General features: G+C 61.3%; 16 protein-coding genes. 8 read left to right on the top strand and 8 right to left on the bottom strand.

Annotation, left to right across the window (positions count from 1 at the left end; all coding sequences use genetic code 11):
- Window positions 1–60 precede the first annotated feature (60 nt).
- From LRP59_RS02900 to cydC, 5 genes are all read left to right on the top strand, one after another.
- Window positions 61–1,566, top strand: a complete 1,506-nt coding sequence (locus LRP59_RS02900; protein ID WP_002512893.1) for an APC family permease — start codon at window positions 61–63, stop codon at window positions 1,564–1,566.
- A gap of 199 nt (window positions 1,567–1,765) precedes the next feature.
- Window positions 1,766–3,286, top strand: a complete 1,521-nt coding sequence (locus tag LRP59_RS02895; protein WP_002512892.1) for a cytochrome ubiquinol oxidase subunit I — start codon at window positions 1,766–1,768, stop codon at window positions 3,284–3,286.
- Window positions 3,287–3,298: 12 nt separating this feature from the next.
- Window positions 3,299–4,372 carry a cytochrome d ubiquinol oxidase subunit II gene (gene cydB, locus LRP59_RS02890; RefSeq protein ID WP_002512891.1) on the top strand — a complete coding sequence of 358 codons (1,074 nt, stop codon included), beginning with the start codon at window positions 3,299–3,301 and terminating at the stop codon, window positions 4,370–4,372.
- Window positions 4,373–4,447: 75 nt separating this feature from the next.
- On the top strand, window positions 4,448–6,016 hold the full coding sequence (gene cydD, locus LRP59_RS02885) for a thiol reductant ABC exporter subunit CydD (RefSeq protein ID WP_002531624.1): 1,569 nt from the start codon (window positions 4,448–4,450) through the stop codon (window positions 6,014–6,016).
- The gene (gene cydC / locus LRP59_RS02880) at window positions 6,013–7,617 is read left to right on the top strand and encodes a thiol reductant ABC exporter subunit CydC (protein WP_002531623.1); all 1,605 of its coding nucleotides are present in this window, start codon (window positions 6,013–6,015) and stop codon (window positions 7,615–7,617) included. Before cydD ends, cydC begins: the two co-directional genes overlap by 4 nt.
- A gap of 54 nt (window positions 7,618–7,671) precedes the next feature.
- Here the strand turns inward: cydC and LRP59_RS02875 are convergent, their stop codons facing one another.
- From LRP59_RS02875 to LRP59_RS02845, 7 genes are all read right to left on the bottom strand, one after another.
- Window positions 7,672–8,262: a hypothetical protein gene (locus tag LRP59_RS02875; RefSeq protein WP_002521032.1), complete on the bottom strand. Its 591-nt coding sequence runs from the start codon at window positions 8,260–8,262 to the stop codon at window positions 7,672–7,674.
- Window positions 8,259–9,497, bottom strand: a complete 1,239-nt coding sequence (locus tag LRP59_RS02870; protein ID WP_002512887.1) for a hypothetical protein — start codon at window positions 9,495–9,497, stop codon at window positions 8,259–8,261. The genes LRP59_RS02875 and LRP59_RS02870 overlap by 4 nt, the downstream gene beginning before the upstream one ends.
- Window positions 9,494–10,210, bottom strand: a complete 717-nt coding sequence (locus LRP59_RS02865) for an ATP-binding cassette domain-containing protein (RefSeq protein WP_002512886.1) — start codon at window positions 10,208–10,210, stop codon at window positions 9,494–9,496. The genes LRP59_RS02870 and LRP59_RS02865 overlap by 4 nt, the downstream gene beginning before the upstream one ends.
- A 634-nt stretch (window positions 10,211–10,844) precedes the next feature.
- Window positions 10,845–11,525 carry a lactate utilization protein C gene (locus tag LRP59_RS02860; protein WP_002512884.1) on the bottom strand — a complete coding sequence of 227 codons (681 nt, stop codon included), beginning with the start codon at window positions 11,523–11,525 and terminating at the stop codon, window positions 10,845–10,847.
- Entirely contained in the window at window positions 11,522–13,057 is a 1,536-nt protein-coding gene (locus LRP59_RS02855; protein ID WP_002512883.1) for a LutB/LldF family L-lactate oxidation iron-sulfur protein, read from the bottom strand. The genes LRP59_RS02860 and LRP59_RS02855 overlap by 4 nt, the downstream gene beginning before the upstream one ends.
- Window positions 13,058–13,060: 3 nt before the next feature.
- The gene (locus tag LRP59_RS02850; protein ID WP_002521027.1) at window positions 13,061–13,867 is read right to left on the bottom strand and encodes a (Fe-S)-binding protein; all 807 of its coding nucleotides are present in this window, start codon (window positions 13,865–13,867) and stop codon (window positions 13,061–13,063) included.
- A gap of 42 nt (window positions 13,868–13,909) precedes the next feature.
- Window positions 13,910–15,598: an L-lactate permease gene (locus LRP59_RS02845; RefSeq protein WP_002512881.1), complete on the bottom strand. Its 1,689-nt coding sequence runs from the start codon at window positions 15,596–15,598 to the stop codon at window positions 13,910–13,912.
- A 493-nt stretch (window positions 15,599–16,091) separates the two neighbouring features.
- Between LRP59_RS02845 and LRP59_RS02840 the strand changes: the two genes are divergently transcribed.
- Entirely contained in the window at window positions 16,092–16,754 is a 663-nt protein-coding gene (locus LRP59_RS02840) for a FadR/GntR family transcriptional regulator (protein ID WP_002521024.1), read from the top strand.
- A 21-nt stretch (window positions 16,755–16,775) separates the two neighbouring features.
- Here LRP59_RS02840 and LRP59_RS02835 read toward each other — a convergent pair whose 3' ends face one another.
- Window positions 16,776–17,093, bottom strand: coding sequence for a thiamine-binding protein (locus LRP59_RS02835; protein ID WP_002512879.1), 318 nt, complete (start codon window positions 17,091–17,093; stop codon window positions 16,776–16,778).
- 248 nt (window positions 17,094–17,341) lie between these two features.
- On the opposite strand from LRP59_RS02835, the gene LRP59_RS02830 reads away from it, so the two are divergent.
- Both LRP59_RS02830 and nifJ read left to right on the top strand, forming a co-directional pair.
- Window positions 17,342–19,159, top strand: coding sequence for an NAD(P)-binding protein (locus LRP59_RS02830; RefSeq protein ID WP_002521022.1), 1,818 nt, complete (start codon window positions 17,342–17,344; stop codon window positions 19,157–19,159).
- A gap of 15 nt (window positions 19,160–19,174) precedes the next feature.
- A complete protein-coding gene (nifJ, locus tag LRP59_RS02825; RefSeq protein WP_002512877.1) occupies window positions 19,175–22,789 on the top strand; it encodes a pyruvate:ferredoxin (flavodoxin) oxidoreductase in 3,615 nt (1,204 codons plus the stop codon).
- Window positions 22,790–22,800 lie beyond the last annotated feature (11 nt).

Raw genomic sequence — 22,800 nt, 5'->3', positions numbered from 1 at the left:
CACCGGGGCACAGCGTCCGGCCAGCCCCCAGCCGGTCGTTCTCATCGACGAAAGAGACCCATGGCCGAGGTCAAAAACTCCCAGCTGACTGCCCACAACGACACTGACATGGCGAAGGACCAGACGAAGGTCCTGCAACGTACCCTCAACCGATTCGACATCGTCTTCCTCATCGTTTCTGCGGTGGTCGGGCTGGAGATGCTGGGATCGGTCTCAGCCGAAGGCCCCGAAACCTTCACCTGGCTGGTATTCCTCATCATCGTCTTCCTCATCCCCTATTCCCTCATCTTCGCCGAGACCGGCTCGGCCTTCGTCGGCGAGGGAGGGGTGTACCTATGGACCCGACGTGCCTTTGGGCGACCAGCTGCCGCCGTCACCAGTATCTTCACCTGGATCACCCAGCCGGTATGGGTGGGCGGCTCGATGGCTTTCCTCAACGCGGAGGCCGCCCACAACCACCTCGTTCACTTTTCCGCAGGATCGGCTGGTGACTACCTGTTTAAGCTGGCCTTCATCTGGCTGACGGTGTTCGCCGCTATCTTGTCCCTAGCTAAAGCCAAATGGATTCCTACCGCCGGCGCCTTTTTCAAAATCTCCTTCCTGTGCTTGTTCTTAGTCACCGCCGCCGTGTATGCGGCCCAACACGGCGTCCAGCCCCTCGGTCTTGGTAACTTCTCTCCCACCCTGCGCGGATTCATCACCCTGACGCCTTTGCTGCTCTTTGCCTTCCTTGGTTTTGAGGGTGGATCGAGCGCGTCGGGGGAGATGCGCAACGCCCAGCACGACATCTCGGTCTCGGTGCTCCGTTCGGCCACTATGGCTGGAATTTTTTACCTCCTTCCAGTGGCGACGATTTTGCTCGTCCTGCCTCCCTCCGACATCGACGGAGTCTCAGGACTGCTTAAAGCCGTCAATACCGTCTTCTCGGTATATGGGCCGGCTGCCGAACCGATGATGGTGCTAGCCCTCGTTATGTTCACTTTGGCAAATATCGGTCAGGGCGCGGCGTGGATGATCATGTCCGACCGAATGCAGGCCATGGCCGCTGCTGATGGTTCCTTCTTCGGTGGGTTCTTCGGAAAGTTCCACCCCCGGCTGGGCACGCCGGTACACGTCAACCTGTTATCGGGGATCGTCTCCACTCTTTTCATGCTCGCCGCCATGGAGTTGACGGGTTCTAGCGCTGACCTGTTTAACGTCGTCCTTGGAGTGGCAGTAACGACCTACCTGTTCAGCTACCTGCTCATCATCCCCGCCGCAGCCAAATTGAGGCTCAGCGAGCCCGACGTCGAACGGCCCTTCCGGGCCGGCCCGAACTGGTTTTTCATCCTCATGTGCGTAGTGACGACGACATTTGTCGCCTTTGGGTCATGGGTGAGCATCTTCCCAGGCACCCTCGAGGCCCTTGTGGGAATGCCTCACGACTTCTCCAAAGCCCAGGGGGTCTCGTATGCCTCCTTCGAGGCGCTGACACTCGGCACCCTGGCGTTCATCATCGTCATGGCGCTCATCGGCTACTGGCGTGGGGCTCCACTACGCCGGGCGGGTATCTCCACTGAGTCTTAAGCGGCACCTGGAGGCGTGACCAACCGACAACGGGGGCTCACAGGCGCGAACCGACGTGCGATTAACTAGTTTCGGCGGTCATGCGGATGCAACGCTAACGTCACCAGCAACATGGCGCACACCTGACCTTTTGGTCTGTTTTTGCGCAACACCACTCAGTCCGGCCAAACCGGTGACCTCGGATAGTAAGGTACCCGCCATGGATGCCCAACTGATCGCCCGATGGCAATTCGGGATCACGACGGTCTACCACTTCTTCTTCGTCCCGATCACGATCGCGCTATCGATGCTCGTGGCGGTGATGCAGACAGTGTGGCTTAAGACCCGCAACGACCGTTATCTTCGTCTGACCAAGTTCTACGGCAAGCTCTTTCTCATCAACTTCGCCCTCGGCGTCGTCACCGGAATCGTGCAGGAGTTCCAGTTCGGCATGAACTGGTCGGAGTACTCGCGATTCGTTGGCGACATCTTCGGTGCTCCGCTGGCCCTTGAGGCCTTGGTAGCCTTCTTCATGGAGTCCACCTTCGTTGGCCTGTGGGTGTTCGGCTGGGAGAAACTCCCCAAGGGAGTCCACCTGGCGTGCATCTACCTGACAGCCATTGGCACCATGATCTCCGCAGTGTTCATCCTCGCGGCGAACTCCTGGATGCAGAATCCTGTCGGAGCCAGCTACAACCCAGTCACCCACCGGGCCGAGTTGACCGATTTCGGGGCCGTGCTGAGCAACCCGGTATTCAAGGCGACTTTCGTTCACCAGATCTCATCTTCCTACACGGTGGCTGGCGCCCTTATTGCCGCCATCGCCTTCTGGCACTTGGCTAAGGTCGCCAGAGGACGCGCCACCTCCCAGATCTCCGACGCCGAAGAGGTCGAGAGCGTCCGCACGTGGCGCTGGGCCTCGAAGTTCGGCGCATGGGTGCTCATTATCGCCTGCGTCGGCGTTGTGCTGAGTGGCGACTACCAGGGCAAGGTCATGACCGACGCACAGCCCATGAAGATGGCTGCTGCCGAGGCTGCCTACCAGAACACCTCGGATTTCTCCGTGCTGACCATTGGCAACAAGGACGGCTCGGAGGAGGTGTGGGCTCTCAAGATACCCGGCATGCTCGGCTTCCTCGGTAACGGCAAGTGGGGCTCGCAGATCAAGGGCATCAACGAGCTCAAGAGCTACCAGGTCCACGAGTACACCTACCATCGCAAGGACGGCTCGCAGACCTCCCTGCAGACCTCTTACCAGAATGTGCTGCGTCAGAAAATCGACGCCAACGGCATCAAACTCGAGCCGAACGTCCCGTTGTCCTACTGGACCTTCCGCATCATGATCACCCTCGGCATGATCGGTGGCCTCATCGGCGTCGTCATGCTCATCGCAATGCGCGGAGGCCGCAACCCGAAGCCGCACGGATGGCTGACCTTCTTCATGATCGCCCTACCCCTGCTGCCACTGTTCGCCATCTCCTTCGGCTGGATATTCACGGAGATGGGACGCCAGCCTTGGATCGTCGCGGGTGTGCTGCCAACTACGGCAGCCGTCTCACCCAACGTTTCAGCCGGCAGCGTGCTTTTCTCGACCATCGCCTACACCGTCGTCTACGGCATTCTGGCGGTCGTCGAGGTGGGGCTGTTCTGGAAGGCCCTCAAGGAGGGGCTGCCTGAGCTCTCCACCCGTGATCAACCTGTTACCGAGGGCGAGGACACTCCGCTGTCCTTCGCATACTGAGGAGGTAACGACATGCTTCCCGTTCTTGAAACTACTGCCCACTCGCCCCTGACGATCGTCTGGTTCGTCCTCATCACCGTTCTGTGGGTCGGATTCTTCTTCCTCGAAGGATTCGACTTCGGCGTCGCCATGCTGCTGCCCTTCCTGGGACGTGACGACAAGGATCGTCGTCTCATGGTCAACACCATCGGACCGACCTGGGACGGCAACGAGGTGTGGTTGCTGACCGCCGGTGGCGCCACCTTCGCCGCCTTCCCCGGCTGGTACGCGACGATGTTCTCCGGTCTGTACCTGCCACTACTACTGGTGTTGCTCGGTCTCATCGTCCGTGGCGTTGCCTTCGAATATCGTTCGAAGAACCCGTCCTCCTCGTGGCGCAACGCTTTCGACTGGATGGCCACTATTGGCTCCTTCCTGCCCACCCTGGTGCTCGGCGTCGGCTTCGCGAACTTCGTTCGCGGCCTGGCCGTCGGCCCGCACTCGACCCCAGACGGCGGCACTGCGCCGTTGGTGACGACCTCCTTCTGGGGCTTGTTCACCCCGTTCGCCCTCATCGGCGGCATTCTGTTCGTGGTGCTCTTCTGCGCTCACGGGGCCAACTTCGTCGCGCTCAAAACGATGGGCGACATGCACGACCGCGCTCGCAACACCTCGGCCAAGCTGGGCTGGATCGCCACCGTCGTCGCTCTGGTGTGGGCCTTGATGTTCAACATCATGTACGTCACCCGGGACGGACGTCAGGTGTTCACCTGGATCCTCTGCCTGCTCGTCGTCGTGCTGCTGGCCGCAGGTTCGACGGTCGTCGCCAAGGGTCGCGAGGGGCTGGCTTTCCTGTGCACCGCTCTGGGGATCGCCCTCATGATCGCTGCCTGCATGTTCGCCATGTACGGCAACCTCGGGTACCGCCCGTCGGGTATCGCATTCGACATGTGGATCGCCTCCGCAACCGGCCGGACACTGAAGATCATGACGATCAGCGCCTGTGTCTTCGTGCCGATTGTGCTGGCCTACCAGGTCTGGAGTTACTGGGTGTTCCGCAAGCGCCTCACTCGGGAGGCCATCCCGGACACCGCGGTGGCTGCCTAATCCGTGGCAGCTCCGCTGGATCCGCGCCTGGTTCGCCGGGCGCGGGCCACTCTTCCCTTTCTCGCAGGTCTGTGCGTGGTGGGCGTGGCTACGGCCTTGCTCACCCTCGCACAGGCCTGGTTGTTGTCCCGTGGTGTCTCGTCGGTCTTCGCCACCCATCATCTCGACGGCGTGGGGATGTGGTGCGGGCTGCTTGCGGCGGTGTTCTGTGGCCGAGCTTGCCTCGCCTGGCTGCAAGAATCCCTGGCTCATCGAGCTTCAGCGTCAGTCAAGTCGCAATTGCGGCGCGACATCCTGCAAGCCAGGTTGTCGCGTCCCACTGACGCAACCATGCCGTCGGGAACCCTCATCAGCCTGGTAACAACAGGCCTGGACGCCCTCGACGGCTACTACTCGAAGTACCTTCCCCAGCTTGTACTGGCCGTCATCGTGCCAGTAGTGCTAGCCACCGCGATCGGCCTGAACGACCTCACCAGCGTCGTCATCGTCGTCGTGACGATCCCGCTCATCCCCGTTTTCATGGCCCTCATTGGCTGGCGGACCGAGGCGGCCGTAGCAAAACGGTTCAAGGTAGCCACCCGACTGGCCAACCACTTCGCTGATCTGGTCGCTGGGCTGCCGACCCTGCAGGTCTTCGGACGAGCCCGCGCTCAACTCGAGGGGCTGCGCCGCACCGAGGCGGCCAACCGCTCCGAAACGATGCGCACCCTGCGCATCAGCTTCCTGTCCTCTTTCGTACTTGAGCTGCTGGCGACCCTTTCGGTAGCCCTGGTGGCCGTTACCGTCGGTTTCCGGGTTGCCGCTGGCGGAATGGACTTGCGCACCTCCCTGTTCATCCTCATCCTCGCCCCCGAAGTTTTCCTGCCGGTGCGGCAGGTGGGGGTGCTCTTCCACGATGCCGCTGACGGAATGGCCGCCGCAGAGGTGTCCTTCGGGCTTATTGAGTCCGGGCGGCCGACGGCACCCAGGAGCGACGTCGAAATCGCCTCACCTCGCGAGGTCCCGGTGGTCATCAGCGGGTTGACGCACACGTATGAAGGGGCGGATCGTGCCGCCCCTGACGGGTTGTCCCTGCGCATCGAGCCCGGGAGTGTCGTCGCCCTCGTCGGGCACTCCGGTGGTGGCAAGACGACCGCCCTGTCGTGTCTGCTCGGATTCATCGACCCCGATTCCGGGTCTATCCTCGTCGGCGATCGCGAGCTCATCGGGGCCGACGAATCGGTATGGCAGTCGTGGCGACGTCAGCTGGCCTACGTGCCCCAGGTGCCAGCGATGATGGCCGGTACGGTGGCCGAGAACATCCGTTTGGGGTGCTCGGATGCGCCCGGAGCCATGTTGCGCGACGCCCTGGATCGCTGCGGAGCCGCGACAATCCCGTTGGATAAGCGTATCGACGACGACGCCGAAGGTCTGTCCGCCGGGGAACGTCGTCGTGTGGCCTTGGCCCGCGCTCTGGTGCGGGTGGAGCAAGCCGAGGCCGGTCTGCTGGTCCTTGACGAGCCGACGGCAGGTCTTGACGCCGACACCGAGGCGACCGTGTTGGAGGCGGTACGTGCCTCGGGCGCATCGGTGTTAGTCGTGACCCATCGTCGCAACATCATCGCGGCAGCCGACGTGGTCGTCGACCTGGAGGTGCTGGCATGAACGCGCGAACCACCCAGTTGCTCAAGACTCTGTTGCGGGATGTCCCGCGAGGTCGCTGGCTACTCGTCCTGTCGACCCTGCTCGGCGCATGTGCATCCGGGGCGTCGGTGGCCCTCATGGGTGTGTCAGCGTGGTTGCTGTCTCGGGCCGCAGAGATGCCACCGGTGCTTTACCTGGAGGCCGCAGCCGTCGGGGTGCGATTCTTCGGCATCTCCCGCGGTGTCTTCCGCTACGCCGAACGTCTGGTAGGCCACGACCTGGCTCTGCGGATGCAGGGGGCATTGCGGATGCGGGTCTACGACCGGCTGTCACGTACCACCCTGCTGGGACGTCGCCGGGGTGACCTGCTGGTGCGGGTTACTGCCGACGTCGACGCGGTGTTGGACATGGTCGTGCGGGTGATCGTTCCGGCGTGCGCGTCAAGCCTCGTCATCATTGGCACGACGGTCCTGCTGGCTCGGTTCTCATTGGCTTCGGCTGCGGTCCTACTGCTGTCGGCCCTACTGGCGGCCGTCGTCATGCCGGCGATCACCCAACGCCTGTCCCGGGCTGCCGACTCCTCCTTGGTGCCGCTGCGTGGTCAGCTGGCCGACCGCACTCGCGAGTTGGCCCATTGCGCCCCAGATCTGGTGGCTTACGGAGCCCAGGACGCGATCCTAGCCGATGTGTTAGAGGTCGATTCCCGGTTGCGCACCGCCGAGCAACGAGCGGCATGGGGACGAGGTCTCGGCACCGCAGGTCAGATCCTGGCAGCCGGGTTAGCAGTCGTCTCGGCCCTATGGATCGGTGGCAATGCGGTTGCCGACGGGCGTATCGGTGGGCGAATCCTGGCTGTGCTGGTACTGACCCCACTGGCCCTCCACGAGGTATTCGGAGCGTTCACGGGGGCCGCCCAGACTCATACCCGTGCCAAGGCGGCCCTGCAGCGGGTAGCCGAGGTGCTCGACGCGCCTCAGGTCGGGGTGGGCGACTCCCCCACCGCGGCCGCTTCCGAGGAAAAACCCTCCTTGGTGATCGAGGGGCTGACGGTTGGTTGGCCAGGAGACCAGCCGGTACTCTCAAACGTCAACTTGCACGTGGCGGCTGGGGAATCGGTGGCCATCGTCGGCAGGTCAGGAATTGGAAAGACGACCCTCGCGGCGACCATCATGGGGCTCATCCCACCGTTGGCTGGGACAGTGACGACGACCGGGCGGGTGCGTTACTTGGCCCAGAATGCCCACGTCTTCGCGACGTCAATCAGCGAGAACGTGCGGATCGGTTGCAAGGACGCCACCGAGGACGAGGTTCTCACGGCCTTGGATCAAGCCGGGCTTACCATGCCGCCGGGACGGGTCATCGCCGAAGACGGTGGGACGCTGTCCGGCGGGGAGGCCCAGCGACTTGCCCTAGCCCGAGTGCTCGTCAACCACGAGGCCAGCGCTGATGCGACGGCGCACGACCTGCTCATCCTCGACGAACCCACCGAACACCTGGACGTCGAGACCTCCGAGGCTCTCATGAGCGACCTGTGGGCGACCACCGGTGGGGCCGCGAAAGTGGTCATCACCCACGACCCCCTCGTCATGGCACGCTGCGACCGGATCTGGCACGTTGGGTGAACGGATTATTCTTACGCACCGCAATGTGCCGCCACGTCACCATCGGCGGTCTGCTCAATCGTCATCCGCCGCAGAACGTTGCCGCACTTTCCGAGTCGGAATCGCTAAGGCCAACACACCAAGGATCGTTGAGGCAACGATCCATCCTCGACTCACCTGCCCCGACGGCTTGGCCACTGGCCAATTCCACCACGCCTCCCCGTCGTAGGCGCGACCTGTCAGAAGACCTACGAAGAAATATGCGATCGCAGGCAGCGACGCAAGACTACGCGGCATCCAGCGAGCCGCGACCATCGTGATCCCTAAGAATATCGGGACGTCGCGAACAACACTGGCATTTCCTGGCCCGCCCAATAGTCCCAGCAGCATGATCACTGAAATGGCCACCCCCAGAGCCGCGTCAAGAAATCCAGTATGTCGGGACGACCTATCTTCGACAGTCAGATCTGCCCGAGACAGACCAACAGCATAGACAATCGCGAGCACCAGGCCGAACAAGTTGTTGAACACCATGAAGGCACCGATACTGCCGAAGACAGCGGGCACTGACAGCTCCCCGGGATCGGTAAGGGCGCACGCCATAGCAAAGAAACATGCCACGGCTAACTGGAGCCACGCCAGACGATTGCGCAACCAGCACTTCATCGAGGACACCCTCGCAGATACTCCTGCATCTTCCTTACTGCACTGGCCTGAGCCGTTACACTCTTGGTACGCAATTTCCTGGCCCAGTCGGAATCCTCACTCGCTATCCCCTCCTCAGTGACCTCAAGACCAGCCGCGCGCGCCACTTGCCGCAGCCACGCATCAATACGACCGCTGTATTGAATGATCTCCACAGGCCGAGTCTCCTCTTTGTCTGAGATCAAACAGAAGGGGCGTCCAGTAGCTGCCGCAAGGCGAGCAGTAGCGATCGAACCCTCCATCATCCCTGAGAAGACACTGAGCTCGACGGCATCCTTCCGTCCCGGAAGAACCTGCTCGGAATATAGTCTCGGAAGAGCGATTCCCGCACGCCTCCAGATCGGAAATACCCGTTTGACGGTTGAATCCAGCATCGACCGCTCCGACTCGTGTTCAGGAAGCAGACACACTTGAACGCCCGTGCCTTCTACCACATGGCACCTCACAACAGTTTCACGCGCGATGGTCGGAAAAGCATTAAGGTGCCCGACCTGGACGGCACCGGCGACAAACCCCATACTGAGAGCCAAGACTCCCAAGCAAAGAGACAACCGACGTCTGTGCCGTGCCACCCGCGCCGATGCAACGATCACGCCCCCTACCAGAAGACCAAGCTGAACAGCTAAGGTTCCCGTTACGACGACCGGATTCAGTGTCTGCGTGATGGTGCAGCAGCTCATCCACGTGCCGGTGAGGTGACGTAGCCAGTAAATCGACATCCCAGGCGGGAAAATCATCCACGCCACAGGTACCGCCAAGGCCAACGGCGCCGCCACGGCCACGGGCAACCACAGCCCCAGCGCAACCCCGACGACACTCCATGACCATACCGACAACAGGGTCACACCGAGGACGGCCCATCCTAAAGGGTGCGAGGCAAATCCATGCTTCATCATGAACATCACCGTCAGCACGGTAGTCACCGTAGCCGAAGCCACCACGGGCTCCAATAAGATACGCCACCACGTCCTCACCCGATTGCATGTTAGAGCGACGACATTAAGCCGTCGGCCCTCCAGCACCCCGGCAAAGGCACACAATCCATTGGCGACCATGACCTTAGCCGTGTCCCCAACCACCTGGGAAAGCCAGTACGACTCGCTGGAAGAATTCTGGTCAACCATGATGAACACGAGCGCGATGAAGGGTGCCAGCCAGACCCCAGGCGCGGTTCGCAATCGTGTCGTGAACCTCATTCGCCGACCACCAGACCCAGATAGGCCGTCTCTGCGCGGTGCTGGGCATCTTCCGGTGCTAGATCGAGGAACTCGAGAGGAGTCCCATCGAAGACGACTCGTCCGGAGGACAGGACAACCACCCTGTCGTACCCATCAGCCAGATCATCAACCTGATGGGTAGAGACGACGGTAGCCCGATCATTGGGAATCCGCTCAAGGACATCACGAAAACGCATCCGCTGGGCGGGGTCAAGTCCGGCGGTGGGCTCGTCGAGCAGCAGCACCTCCGGCTGCCCGACAAGCACCTGGGCCAAGCCCACCCTGCGCAACTGGCCACCCGAGATTCTGGAGGAGCGCTCGTCAGCCTTATCAATCAGATCGACATCTGCAATTACCCTTTCAGCCTTGATAGCAGCCTCGCGGACACCCAGCCCCATAAGCCAACCACAGTAAGTAACTTGCTCACGTACCGTAAGCCCAGCAATAGGTCGGACGGTCTGACCCATGAGACCCACCCGACGGCGCAAGGTCCGCGACGAAGCCTCAGCAGTTCCCAGCCTGATTTTCCCTGACTGAGGCACTGTGACTCCCGAAGATAGAGAGAACAGGGTGGACTTGCCGGCCCCGTTGGGGCCGAGTAACGCTGTCCTGCCCGGCGTGAACTCGATATTCACACCGTGCAAGACTTCATGATGCCGTCGGTAAGAAAAAGAGACGTGGTCAATGATCATGTCAACGCTAATTGTCAATATTTAATTCGGAAGTCGTTCACCGAAACCGAGGCCCTTCCACTGATACCGCGGATGACCACATGGTAGTCACCCTCGACTTGACGTCCCCAGTACCGCGAACCGGTCCTTGAGCATGACAACGCCTGGGTACCTAACTTGGCGTCAGGGCGCCACGAATACTCATGTATGAGCTCATAGCTCACTGACCTGGCGTTGCACTTGGAATAGTGTGAAACACTAGTTGAGACTCCATCAGAATCGTCGTCCCACCAACTTCGGGTCTCAAATCCCACTCTCCCATTCGATATGTGGCTGTTGATAGTACCCTCAGCGAACGCCGGAACCGTCACGGATGCGGCTACAACGAGACCTGCAGCAGTGGCCGTCACTACCCTGCCAACTCTCTCCGAAAGAGTCACAATAATTTCCTTTGATCTGTTGGGTTTCACCCGTATGAGATCAACCCCGGAGCGGATCCTACCAACCCATTTCTTTCCTCGCCACAGGGCACAACGTGACTCACACATAGCGCAAAAAGAGCACGGTTCGAAGAATGGGCTGGGTGGTGATTCTCCCGTATGCAGGTCCACTGCTCAGTCCAGTGGATGCCAGTCACTGGCCACTACACCATCGCTCAACACCCATCGACGACGATGACATAAAGCCGACGAGGCCCATGCACTCCGTCAACCCGGGACAACTCAATGTCAGAGGTGGCCGAACCACCGGAAATGAAGGTCAACGGCTGTCCTTCATGCACCGCCGGTTTGACGATCTGGATGGCCTCCGGGACGTCGGAAACCACCTGGCTAGCCTTGACGACGCAGACGTGGCGATCCGGGACAAGGGTGATGGCCCTACGCCCCTGGTCCTCCACGTGGGTCAACACGATGCTGCCCGTGTCAGCGATACCACACGCAGCGCCGGTGACGACAGCATCGGTGTCATTGAGATCCTTCTTCGATAGCTGCGGATCATCGACGCGGGCGTCAAACCCGGCACCCTCGATCGCCTCCACCCAGGACTTGTCCAAACCGACCGGAACGACGGCGCTGTGCTCAGCACCGGTAGACCTAAGTCCCTCAACGACGGCCTGGGGAACGTCAGTACCCTTGACCCGCACGACGGTCGCCTTGTAATCGATGACCTTTTCAACAAAGGTGCCAACCACGTCGTCCATGTCGATGCCAGTGCCGTACTCCCACTCGATCGGCACATCTGCGACCGGGTCAGAATTGGTGATGTCAGTGCTGGCGCGACGAATCCGGGCGAGGATCTCGGTACGCGCCACCGGATCAGTGCTGATGGTGGTCATCGCTGCTCCTGTCTGTTCTTCTTCCACCAGGTGCGGAAAGTGTCAGCTGGGGGTGCGTCAACGTCGCGATATTTAAGCCATCGCTCGGCCACCGGCACTGGAACCGGACCCATCTTCTTGCCGCGCAGGACACGTCCCACGCCACGCGAGCCAACCTGGATCGCCTCGAAATGTTTATGATCACTGAACGCCCACGAGGCCGTCTTCATGAGACCCATCTCGCCGGCCACCTCGTAGTCCTGCGGTATACGGTCGGCTTTCTCGGACTCGACCACCTTGTTGCGCAGCTTAAGAAGGATGTCGGTGAACGGGATCTTCACCGGACACACCTCATTACACGCACCACACAGCGAACACGCGTATGGCAGACCACGATCGACGGGATGCTCCACGCCCCGCAGCTGCGGATTGAGCACCGCACCAATCGGCCCGGGGTACACCGAGCCGTAAGCGTGACCGCCCGCCCGCTCGTAAACCGGGCAGATATTGATACACGAAGCACACCGGATGCACCGCAACACTTCGCGACCAAGGGTGTCGGCAAGCACGTCGGTACGACCGTTATCAAGGAAAATGACGTGCTGTTCCTGCGGCCCGTCACCGTCGGTCACACCGCTCCACACCGAGTTGTACGGGTTCATCCGTTCCCCGGTGGCCGAACGCGGCAACAGCTTGAGGAAAACCTCAAGGTCGTCGAAATTCGGCAACACCTTCTCGATGCCGACGATCGACACCAGGGTGTCCGGCAAGGTCAGGCACATACGGCCATTGCCCTCAGACTCAACGATCACTAGGGACCCCGTATCAGCGAGCACGAAATTGCCACCCGAGACGGCCATTTCGGCACGCAGGAATTTCTCGCGCAAGTGCAGACGAGCCGCATTGGCCAGCTCCGGCGGGTTCTCCGAGATGTCCTCGGGAGCCGGACGGCCATAATTCTTCATCTCGTGCAGGAAGATCTCGCGGACCTCGGCACGATTACGGTGGATGGCCGGCACGACGATGTGGGACGGACGGTCGTGACCTAGCTGCACAATGAGCTCAGCCAGGTCTGTCTCCCACGCCGCGATGCCCTGCTCTTCGAGGTACTCGTTGAGGTCAGTTTCCTGACTGGTGATCGACTTGATCTTGACGACCTCGTCAACCCCCTTATCCTTGGCGATCTGGGCGACGATGCGATTGGCCTCCTCGCCGTCCCGGGCCCAGTGGACGTGAACGCCATTCGCAGTCAGGTTTTTCTCCGCCTCAACGAGATAATGGTCGAGGTGGCGGCCGACGCGATTCTTGATGGACTCGGCAGCATCGCGCAGATCCTGCCAATCCGGGGACTCGGAGACACGCATAGCGCGCTTATTGCGAATCGTCGTGGTGGCATTACGCATGTTCTTGCGCTGCACCGACAAGTTCAACTCACCCTTGACGGCCTTCGAAAACTTCGGCATGCCCATGTACGTGCCGGGCTTGTCGGGGGCTGGGGTCAACCGGGCGACGCCGTGGTTTCCATACGTGACGCGACGCAGTTCGGTGCTCATGGGTCACTCCTCCTCAGTGTTGGCGAGGATTTCAGCGATGTGAATCGGCTTAACGCCCGAGTTCTGGCGCGACAGCACACCACCGATATTCATGAGGCAGGAGTTGTCGCCGGCGACGACGTACTCAGCCTCGGTCTCGCGGACGTGGCGGGCCTTGTCGTTGGCCATTGCCGCACTCATATCGGGGTTCTTAATGCAGAAAGTGCCGCCGAACCCGCAGCACTGCTCGGCCATCGGCAGGTCGACCAGGGTCATGCCTTTGACGTGACGCAGCAGCTCGTAGGGACGATCACCAAGGTTCAGCAGCCGCTTGCCGTGGCAGGACGGGTGATACGTCACCCGATGCGGGAAGTATGCGCTGACGTCAGTGACCCCGAGAATGTCGATGAGGAACTCGGGTAGATCGTAGGTGCACTGACTGGTGTGCTCGACCTCCTTGGCCAGACCAGAGTCTCCGGCATGCGCGGCAAGCATCGGGTGCTGATCACGGACGGCGGCGACACAGGACCCCGAGGGTGCGACGATATAGTCGTAGTCTCCGAAGGCTCGCACATACTGGCGGACGGTCGGAATACCCTCGTCGAAGTATCCGGTGTTAGTCGTCATCTGGGCGCAACAGGTCTGTTCCCGTGGGAACTCAACTGTGCAGCCGAGGCGCTCCAACAGGGTGGTAACGGCCACGCCCGTTTGAGGGAACATCACGTCGTTGATGCACGTAATGAACAGCCCGACGGTCATGCCCGCCCCCGGCAAGCCGGGCGAGGCAGCCCTGGTGCCAGAGCTTGTAGTGGTTGTCATGGTGACCTCCATTGATAATGAACGGATGCCAGGCGGTGTCAACCGTCAGCAGATTCAGGGGACCATCCATCCGAGCACCGGGGTCGACATGAGGCCGACGATGATGCACATCAGGACGAGGAGGATGATTGAGAATTTAAAAACCTTGCGCAGGATGACCGACTCGCCGCCGGCTAGACCTATCGCGGTGGCCGCGATGGTCAGCGACTGCGGGGAGATCATCTTGCCGACGACACCGCCGGATGCGCCCGCACCAACCAGCAAATGCCGCATGCTTTCCATACCAAGATATGACCCAGCACCGACCTGTTGTCCCACACTGCTCTGTAGGCCAGAGAACAGGATGTTGGCGGAGGTATCGGATCCGGTGACGTATGTGCCGATCCAACCGAGGATCGGGGCGAGGAACGGGTAGACCGCTCCTGCCCCAGCGATGAACATGCCGAGGGCAAGGGTCTGGCCGGAGTCACCCATCACATAGGCCAAGGCGACAACCAACCCAATGGTCAGCATTGAAAACTTCATCTTCTTGGTGTTGATCCACAGCTCCTTGGCGACGTCGGAGAGGGTCACCCGGTAGATCAGGCCCACGAGAATTGCGACGATGGCGAGCAAGAAGCCCGGCTGGGACAGCCACTGCCAGGTGTAGGCCTGGTGGGCGGCGGCCTCGCCACCGGCGGTCACGAGTCCGGATAGGCCAGGCCAGGCCATCTTCACGTCGGCGGCTTTGAAACTGTCCTTGACAGCAGGGATAGCGGCGATACCGAAGACCACGATGACGAGGATGTAGGGAACGAGGGCCATAAAGATGCGGCTGCCAGTGAGGTCAGAAGTGTCGACCTCCTGAGCCTCAACCGACTCGGTCTCGACGGTCGGGTCCATCGGGATGCCGATGCGCTCGGCGGCCTCGCGGCCACCCCTGGGTTTCCAAACTTTAAGGAAGAGCAGGGAGAGGGCGACAGTGACGACGGCGGCGAAAATCTCAGTGAGGTTGTAGACCGGAGTACCGCCGACGATAACCTTCGTCACACCGAAGACGACACCGACGAACAGGCCAAAGGGCCAGCATTCGCGAACACCCTTACGGCCGTCCATGATCGCCAGCATGAGGAAGGGGACGACGAGACAGCGCACCGCGCAAACGCGGGCGGTAACCGGGGCTACCATCGCGACGTCCAAGCCACCGGTCTTGGCAGCCATGAGAACCGGCAGGCCGACGGCTCCGAACGCCACCGGGACGGTATTAGCAACCAAGGCAGTGACGGCACCACGGAGCTTGCCGAATCCGATAGCGATGAGCATCGCAGCGGCGATGGCGACGGGAGCACCAAACCCGGCCAGGGCTTCTAGCAGACCACCGAAGCAGAAGGCGATGAGGATGCCCAGCACACGCGGGTCGTCGCTAATGAGGAAGAAGGTGCGGCGCAGGTCGTCGAAGCGACCGGAAATGACCGTCACCTGATACATCCAGATAGCGCCCAGCAGGATCCACGAAATCGGGAAAAGACCGTAGAGGAAACCTTGGACGCTTGAGGAAAACGCCATTCCGATCGGCATACGGAAAGCGGTGATCGCCACAATGAGGGCGACACCCCATGAGAAGAGGCCGGCCAGGTGCGCCTTCCAACGCAGCGCACCAAGGGTAATGAGCATGGCCAGCACCGGCAGGACTGCCAAGAGGGCCGACAGCCATTGCGACCCCAGCAGGTTGGCCGATGGGGTGAAGGTCTGGAGAAGAACCATCGAAGAACTCCGTTGTTCAACCACTGCCTACGGTCGGCTAACCGCTGGCAAGGTCGGACCGATTTGGTCCGACCAATATGACGGTAGGACCGTTTTCGATGGACGTCAAGCACTTCCGTTCAATTCGTAGTTAGCTTAACAATCATTTGTGCAGCATTTAAGGTTTGCCTACGCTGTCAATGACTTTAAATATGTTGTGGGCGTGCGCGGCGACGTCCAGCACCGGACTGCGCACATCTCGACTCGGGCGCACCTCACACACCGCACCAAGCCACGGTGGGAATCGCGGAGATCACACCACATCACCCCGGGAAGCTCACGAGGTGGACATAAGATGAACTATTGGCGCCTACGAATCAACTCACCGACGAGGATCCCAGCCATGACACAGACCCGCGACGCCGGCTCCAGCCGACCAGACCCACACGCTGGACATCAGGCATCAGTGACCCATTCGAGCACCGCCTCAACATCGGGTGGGTTCTCGGTTGTCATGCGCCACATTGACGACGAGATCCTCGCCGGACGGTGGATCAACGGTTCTCGTCTTCCCCCGGAGCGAGAGCTCGCAGCTTCTCTCAGCGTCAGTCGGGGAGCGGTTCGAGAAGCCATTCGGGCTTTGGAGGCCCAGGGAATCCTGTCCTCAGGCACCGGACGCAGCAATGGAACCCGCGTCGACGCCCGCCCCTCAGACGCCATGGGACGCATACTGCGGCTGCAATTAGCCCTCGACGTTGTTTCGTTCGCTGATCTCACTGAAACCCGTGTAGCGCTTGAAAAAGCTGCCTGTGCTGCAGCTGCAAAGGTGCGCGCCCCTGTGCCCTTAGCTCGGGCGACAGACCTCCTCGTTCAGATGCACGACGCTATGCAACCTGACTCCTTCAACGCCCTCGACACTGCCTTCCACGTCGCCTTAGCCGAGGCCGGAGACAACCGCCTCATGAGTGACCTGACGGTGGCCATTCGCGAGGCGGTACACCTACCTATCTTGGAAGCGGAGCATTCCCTTATTGGGTGGGAACAATGGCGTGACGGTCTCGTCTGCGATCATAAAGAAATGCTTGCCGCGATCGAGAATGGCGACCCCGAGCGAGCAGCCAAGGTCACCGAGGCGCACATCCGCAATACCTACGACACTCTGCTCATCGACAGATGATTAACGCCGGTACACCCGCAGTCAGTTGTGCTGCTTATCCAGCTCCCCCTGGAGCCGCTCCAGTTTGGCCGTCATCTCACCGGTACACCCGGGACGAATATCGGCTTTGAGTACAAGCGACACCCGAGTGCCATACTGCGCAACCGCTTCGGTAGCCCGCTTAACGACATCCATGACCTCATCCCACGAGCCCTCGATTTCAGTGAACATCGACGAGGTGTGGTTGGGCAGCCCAGAATCGCGAACCACCTTGACGGCAGCAGCAACGGCGTCGGCAACGCCACCGTCCTCCCGCGAAGCTCGGCCACCACTGGGAACAAGACTGAAGGCAACGATCATGGTTCCAGTCTTGCACCATCGGCCAGGAAACCACCGAGTTTGACATCGGGAGCACGCACCGCTGCAAGTCCTCACACCTCACCATATTTCGATAATAAAATGGTTCGTAATTCCAAAATTTCGGATACGATTTAGACAAACCTTCCTGCACCAAATTTCAGCTCCTATACCCTACCCTGCACGCCCTTTCACATGTGGTCTAACATCGGCTGTAGGTTCGTTTGCGAACCCCACATTCGCAATCTGAAATGCCGCATTTCCAACAGGAAGAGCCAGGTATGAGCGCCGAGACCATGACGAGTGACACCACCGACCCAAACGGGTACGTCATCAGGGAAAACCAGGACATCACTGCACGTCCTGATCTAGCCCGCACGACCGGCCGCGTCACTCCCACCCGTACCCGCAGACCCGTGTACCTCGACATGCTTCCTCCCTGTAATGCTGGCTGCCCAGCCGGCGAGAACATTCAGGAGTGGCTGCGCCTCATCAAGGCCCACGAAGAAGAGAAGGCATGGCGCCAACTGACCGCCGACAACCCCTTCCCTGCCATCCACGGTCGTGTCTGCTACCACCCCTGCGAAGTGGCCTGTAACCGCGCCGACCTCGATGGTGCCGTGTCCATCCATTCCGTGGAGCGCTACCTCGGTGACCTTGCCATTGAAAAGGGCTGGACGTTCACCAGGCCCACAGAGCCCTCCGGGCACCGCGTTCTCGTCATTGGCGCTGGCCCGGCCGGCCTATCTGCCGCCTACCACCTCGCAATGCTCGGCCACGACGTCGAGATCCACGACGCGGGCGACAAAGTCGGCGGCATGATGCGCTACGGCATCCCCGAATACCGTCTACCGCGCGAAATCCTCGACGCCGAAGTAGCACGTCTCACCGACCTCGGCATCAAGATCGTCCTCAACCATCCCGTCAACGACCTCATGGAAGAAAAGGCCAAGGGGCGTTTCGACGCCGTCTTCGTGGCCATCGGCGCCCATCTATCCAAACGCGTCGACATCCCGACCGTTGATGCCTCCCGAATGGTCGACGCCGTGAGCTTTTTGCACAACGTTGCCTCCGGCGAGAAGCCACTCATTGGACGCCGCGTAGCTGTTTACGGCGGCGGCAACACCGCCATGGACGCCGCGCGCGTCGCCAAGCGCCTCGGCGCCGAGGAGTCCATCGTCGTCTACCGACGCACCGCAGAGCAGATGCCCGCCCACGCCGAAGAGCGCGAAGAAGCCGAGCGCGAGGGCGTCCAGATGAACTGGCTGCGCACCATCACTGACGTCGGCGACGACCTCACCGTCGAGGTCATGGAACTCGACGAGGACGGCAAGCCGCACGGCACCGGACGCTACGAGAAACTCGAAGCCGACACCGTCATCCTTGCCGTCGGTCAGGACGCCGACACCAGCTTCCTACACAAGATGCCCGGTATGAGGTTCCGCAACGACGTCGTCGACGTCAACCCCTCAACCCTCATGACCGATGTCCCCGGTATCTTCGCCGGCGGCGACACCGTCCCCTCCGAGCGCACCGTGACGATCGGCGTTGGCCACGGCAAACGCGCCGCCCGTCAGATCGACCTGTGGCTGAACCGCGAGTCCGGTTACCCGACCGCCAAGAACACCGCGGTGGGCTTCAACGACCTCAACCTGTGGTACTTCGGCGATCACCTGCGTCGCCACCAGCCCGAACTCGACCCGACCCAGCGCGTCGGATTCGACGAGGTCGTCGGTGGTCTCACCGACGATCAGGCCCATTTCGAAGCCGGACGATGCCTATCCTGCGGTAACTGCTTCGAATGTGACGGCTGCTACGGTTCCTGCCCTGAGGACGCCATTATCAAGCTCGGCAAGGGCCACCGCTACGAATTCAACTACGACAAATGCACCGGATGCGCCACTTGCTTCGACCAGTGCCCAGTTCATGCTATTGAGATGATTCCCGAAGGCACGGACCCGGCCACCGTACAGGGATCTGGCAACCCCACACCCGGCTGGGCGGTGCGTCCTGAACCTAATCCACAACGGTCAGCTTCGCTGAAGTTCACCGTCGACTCCGAGAACTGAGAAGGAGGACTGACCATGGCAAATAGCTCCGACTCCCGCGTCCGCACCATTGCCGACGGCAACACCGCCGCCGCCTCGGTCGCCTACCGTTGCAACGAACTGTGCTCGATCTACCCGATCACCCCGTCCTCCCCGATGGCTGAAACCGCCGACGAGTGGTCTGCCGCCGGGCGCAAGAACATCTGGGGAGACATCCCCACCGTCATGGAGATGCAGTCCGAAGGTGGCGCCGCCGGGGCGATACACGGCGCTCTGCAGGGTGGCGCCCTGAGCACCACCTTCACGGCCTCCCAAGGCCTACTGCTCATGATCCCGAATATGTACAAGATCGCTGGTGAGCTCACCAGCACGGTCTTCCACGTGGCCGCCCGTTCGCTAGCCGCCCAGGGCCTATCCATCTTCGGCGATCACCAGGATGTCATGGCCTGCCGTCAAACCGGCTTCGCCATGTTGTGCTCCTCGACCGTGCAGGAATGCCACGACCTGGCCCTCATCAGCCAGGCAGCGACGATGCACTCCCGCGTGCCCTTCATGCACTTCTTTGAAGGTTTCCGCACCTCCCACGAACTCAACGTGCTCGAGATGCTCTCGGACGACGACATCCGACACTTCATCACCGATGACCTCGTCCACGCTCATCGGGAGCGCGCCCTCTCTCCGGCTCACCCGTTCATCCGCGGCACCGCCCAGAACCCCGACACCCACTTCCAGGCTCGTGAGGCCGCAAACAAGTACTACGAGAAGGTGCCGAGCATCGTCCAGTCCCTCATGGACGAGTTCGCCCAGGTCGTCGGACGTCAATACCATCTCGTTGAGTACCACGGTGATCCTGAAGCCACCGAGGTCATAGTCTGCATGGGCTCTGGCGCCCGCACCATCGAGCACACCATCGACCACTTCAACGCCCGCGGGCACAAACTCGGTCTCGTCGAGTTGCACCTGTTCCGTCCCTTCCCGGTCGCCGAGGTCGTCAAAGCCATCCCGGAGACAGCTCGTACCGTTGCCGTCTTGGACCGCACCAAGGAGCCCGGCTCGAACGGCGAGCCCCTCTTCCTCGACGTGCTGGCTGCCTTATCCGAGGCTTATTCCCGCGGCACCCGAAATTCCATGCCGATTGTCTCAGGCGGCCGTTACGGGATCTCGTCAAAGGAGTTCACCCCCGGTATGGTGGCCGGGATCGTCGCCGAGCTCGAGCTGGAGAGTCCGCGTCCCCGCTTCACCATCGGTATCGACGACGACGTCACCGGCATATCCCTGCCATGGGAACCCCTCGACATCGAGGATCCCACAACGATCCGCGCAGTGTTCTACGGCATGGGTTCTGACGGCACCGTCGGTGCTAACAAGAACACCATCAAGATCCTCGGATCGGACCCCAACACCTACGCCCAGGGCTACTTCGTCTACGACTCTAAGAAGTCCGGTTCCAAGACGACTTCCCACCTGCGTTTCGGACCCAAGCCGATTGAGGCCCCCTACCTGGTCAGCCAGGCAGGGTTCATCGGTATCCACGCCTGGGGGATCCTGGAGTCGATGGATGTGCTGACAATGGCCCGCGAGGGAACCACCGTCCTACTCAACTCTCCGTACGCGGTCGATGAGGTGTGGGACAAGTTGCCCGACACCATGCAACGTCAGGTCCTCGATAAGCACCTCGACTTGTGGACCATCGACGCCCTGTCCGTAGCCCGCAAGGTGGGTCTGCGTAACCGCACCAACACCATCCTGCAAACCTGCTTCTTCGCGATCTCTGGCGTGCTGCCCAAGGATGAGGCCATCGCGAAGATCAAGGATTCGATCCAAAAGACCTACGGTAAAAAGTCCCAGAAGATCGTCGAGATGAACCATGCGGCCGTCGACGCCTCCCTGGAACACCTACACCAGGTCAAGGTTCCCGACCAGATGACTGCCAACCACAGCCTCATCCCGGCTGTGCGCGAGGATTCCCCCGAGTTCGTCAAGAATGTTACCGCCCGAATGATCGAGGGATTCGGCGACCTGCTGCCCGTGTCGGCCCTGCCCGATGACGGCACCTACCCTGCCGGCACCACAAAGTACGAGCAGCGGACGCTATCGGACGTCATCGCCACCTGGGAGCCCAACGCCTGCATCCAGTGCGGCAACTGCGCCTTCGTCTGCCCGCACGGCGTCATTCGCTCCAAGTACTACCCGCAGTCTCAGCTCGAGAGTGCCCCGGAATCCTTCCAGTCCGCAGAACTCAATGCCGCCGGTCTGCCGGAGTCCTGCTACACCCTGCAGGTCGTCCCCGACCAGTGCACCGGCTGCGGACTGTGCGTCGAGGCCTGCCCGGCCCACCCAGTCGGGGAACCCGACCGCAAGGCCATCAACCTTGAAGAGCACCTCGACAAGACCGTCCAGCGCGAGAACGTGAAGTTCTTCGAGACGATCCCGGTTAATGATCGCTCCCGTGTCGACTTCGCCACCGTACGAGGCACCCAGTTCCTGGAGCCCCTCTTCGAGTTCTCCGGGGCCTGCTCGGGATGTGGCGAGACACCTTACGTCAAGCTCATCACCCAGCTCTTCGGTGACCGCGCCGAGGTTGCCAACGCCACTGGATGCTCCTCCATCTACGGCGGTAACTTACCAACGACCCCGTGGGGCAAGAACGCATCAGGACGTGGCCCGGCATGGTCGAACTCGCTATTCGAAGACAACGCCGAGTTTGGCCTGGGTATGCGGATGGCGGCCAACGTCCAAACCGAGCTAGCCAGACGCCGCCTCCAGGAGGTGTCCAGTCAGCTCGACCCGGAGTTCGTCGAGGATCTGCTACACGCCCCGCAGCTGACCGAGCACGACCTGCAGAGCCAGCAGCACCGCGTCAAGGAGCTCCAAACCAAGCTCGCCGACATGGAACAGACCCCGGCAGTGCGCGACCTCATGAGCGTCGCCGACCACTTACTGCGCCGGTCGGTGTGGATTATCGGCGGTGACGGTTGGGCTTACGACATCGGTTCCAGTGGCGTCGACCACGTGCTCGCTTCCGGCCGCGACGTCAACGTCCTGGTCCTCGACACCGAGGTGTACTCCAACACCGGTGGTCAGGCATCGAAATCGACCCCGCTAGGCGCGGTCGCCAAATTCGCCTCGGCTGGCAAACCCACCGCCAAAAAAGACATGGCCCTGCAGGCCATCGCCTACGGGTCGGTGTACGTCGCCCGCGTGGCCCTGGGCGCCGATCCGCAGCAAACCCTGCGGGCCTTCCGCGAGGCCGAGGCCTACCCTGGCCCGAGCCTCATCATCGCCTACAGCCACTGCATCGCCCACGGCTATGACCTGCGCAACGGCCTGGACCAGCAGTACAAGGCGGTCCACTGTGGACACTGGCCGCTGATGCGTTACAACCCGGTGCTAGCCGACGAAGGGCGCAACCCATTCCTGCTCGACTCCCCCAAACCCGACGAGACGTGGCGGGAGTACACCAAGCTCGAACTGCGTTACCGGATGCTCCAAAAGGCCCATCCGGAAGAGGCCGAACGTCTGCTGGACCTGGGCCAGCGCCAGGTGGAACGTCGCTACGCCGAGTATGCCGAAATGGCATCTCGCACCGCCGAGAACTTCGCCGTCGATGCCCGTATGTCCGAGTTCGCCGCTTCATCCAACCGCGCCTGACAGCCACGAAG

It is taken from the genome of Cutibacterium sp. 37298 (genome assembly GCF_023838685.1).
Classification (GTDB): Bacteria; Actinomycetota; Actinomycetes; order Propionibacteriales; family Propionibacteriaceae; genus Cutibacterium; species Cutibacterium acnes.
Note: the sequence above shows the minus strand (reverse complement) of the source record. Positions and strands in the feature narration are given on the sequence as shown.

What these genes read in the sequence shown, in the direction of transcription:
- LRP59_RS02900 (WP_002512893.1), top strand. Translation starts at nt 61, where the DNA reads ATGGCCGAGGTCAAAAACTCCCAGCTGACTGCCCACAACGACACTGAC.
- LRP59_RS02895 (WP_002512892.1), top strand. Translation starts at nt 1,766, where the DNA reads ATGGATGCCCAACTGATCGCCCGATGGCAATTCGGGATCACGACGGTC.
- cydB (WP_002512891.1), top strand. Translation starts at nt 3,299, where the DNA reads ATGCTTCCCGTTCTTGAAACTACTGCCCACTCGCCCCTGACGATCGTC.
- cydC (WP_002531623.1), top strand. Translation starts at nt 6,013, where the DNA reads ATGAACGCGCGAACCACCCAGTTGCTCAAGACTCTGTTGCGGGATGTC.
- LRP59_RS02875 (WP_002521032.1), bottom strand. Translation starts at nt 8,262, where the DNA reads ATGAAGTGCTGGTTGCGCAATCGTCTGGCGTGGCTCCAGTTAGCCGTG.
- LRP59_RS02870 (WP_002512887.1), bottom strand. Translation starts at nt 9,497, where the DNA reads ATGAGGTTCACGACACGATTGCGAACCGCGCCTGGGGTCTGGCTGGCA.
- LRP59_RS02865 (WP_002512886.1), bottom strand. Translation starts at nt 10,210, where the DNA reads ATGATCATTGACCACGTCTCTTTTTCTTACCGACGGCATCATGAAGTC.
- LRP59_RS02860 (WP_002512884.1), bottom strand. Translation starts at nt 11,525, where the DNA reads ATGACCACCATCAGCACTGATCCGGTGGCGCGTACCGAGATCCTCGCC.
- LRP59_RS02855 (WP_002512883.1), bottom strand. Translation starts at nt 13,057, where the DNA reads ATGAGCACCGAACTGCGTCGCGTCACGTATGGAAACCACGGCGTCGCC.
- LRP59_RS02850 (WP_002521027.1), bottom strand. Translation starts at nt 13,867, where the DNA reads ATGGAGGTCACCATGACAACCACTACAAGCTCTGGCACCAGGGCTGCC.
- LRP59_RS02845 (WP_002512881.1), bottom strand. Translation starts at nt 15,598, where the DNA reads ATGGTTCTTCTCCAGACCTTCACCCCATCGGCCAACCTGCTGGGGTCG.
- LRP59_RS02840 (WP_002521024.1), top strand. Translation starts at nt 16,092, where the DNA reads ATGCGCCACATTGACGACGAGATCCTCGCCGGACGGTGGATCAACGGT.
- LRP59_RS02835 (WP_002512879.1), bottom strand. Translation starts at nt 17,093, where the DNA reads ATGATCGTTGCCTTCAGTCTTGTTCCCAGTGGTGGCCGAGCTTCGCGG.
- LRP59_RS02830 (WP_002521022.1), top strand. Translation starts at nt 17,342, where the DNA reads ATGCCGCATTTCCAACAGGAAGAGCCAGGTATGAGCGCCGAGACCATG.
- nifJ (WP_002512877.1), top strand. Translation starts at nt 19,175, where the DNA reads ATGGCAAATAGCTCCGACTCCCGCGTCCGCACCATTGCCGACGGCAAC.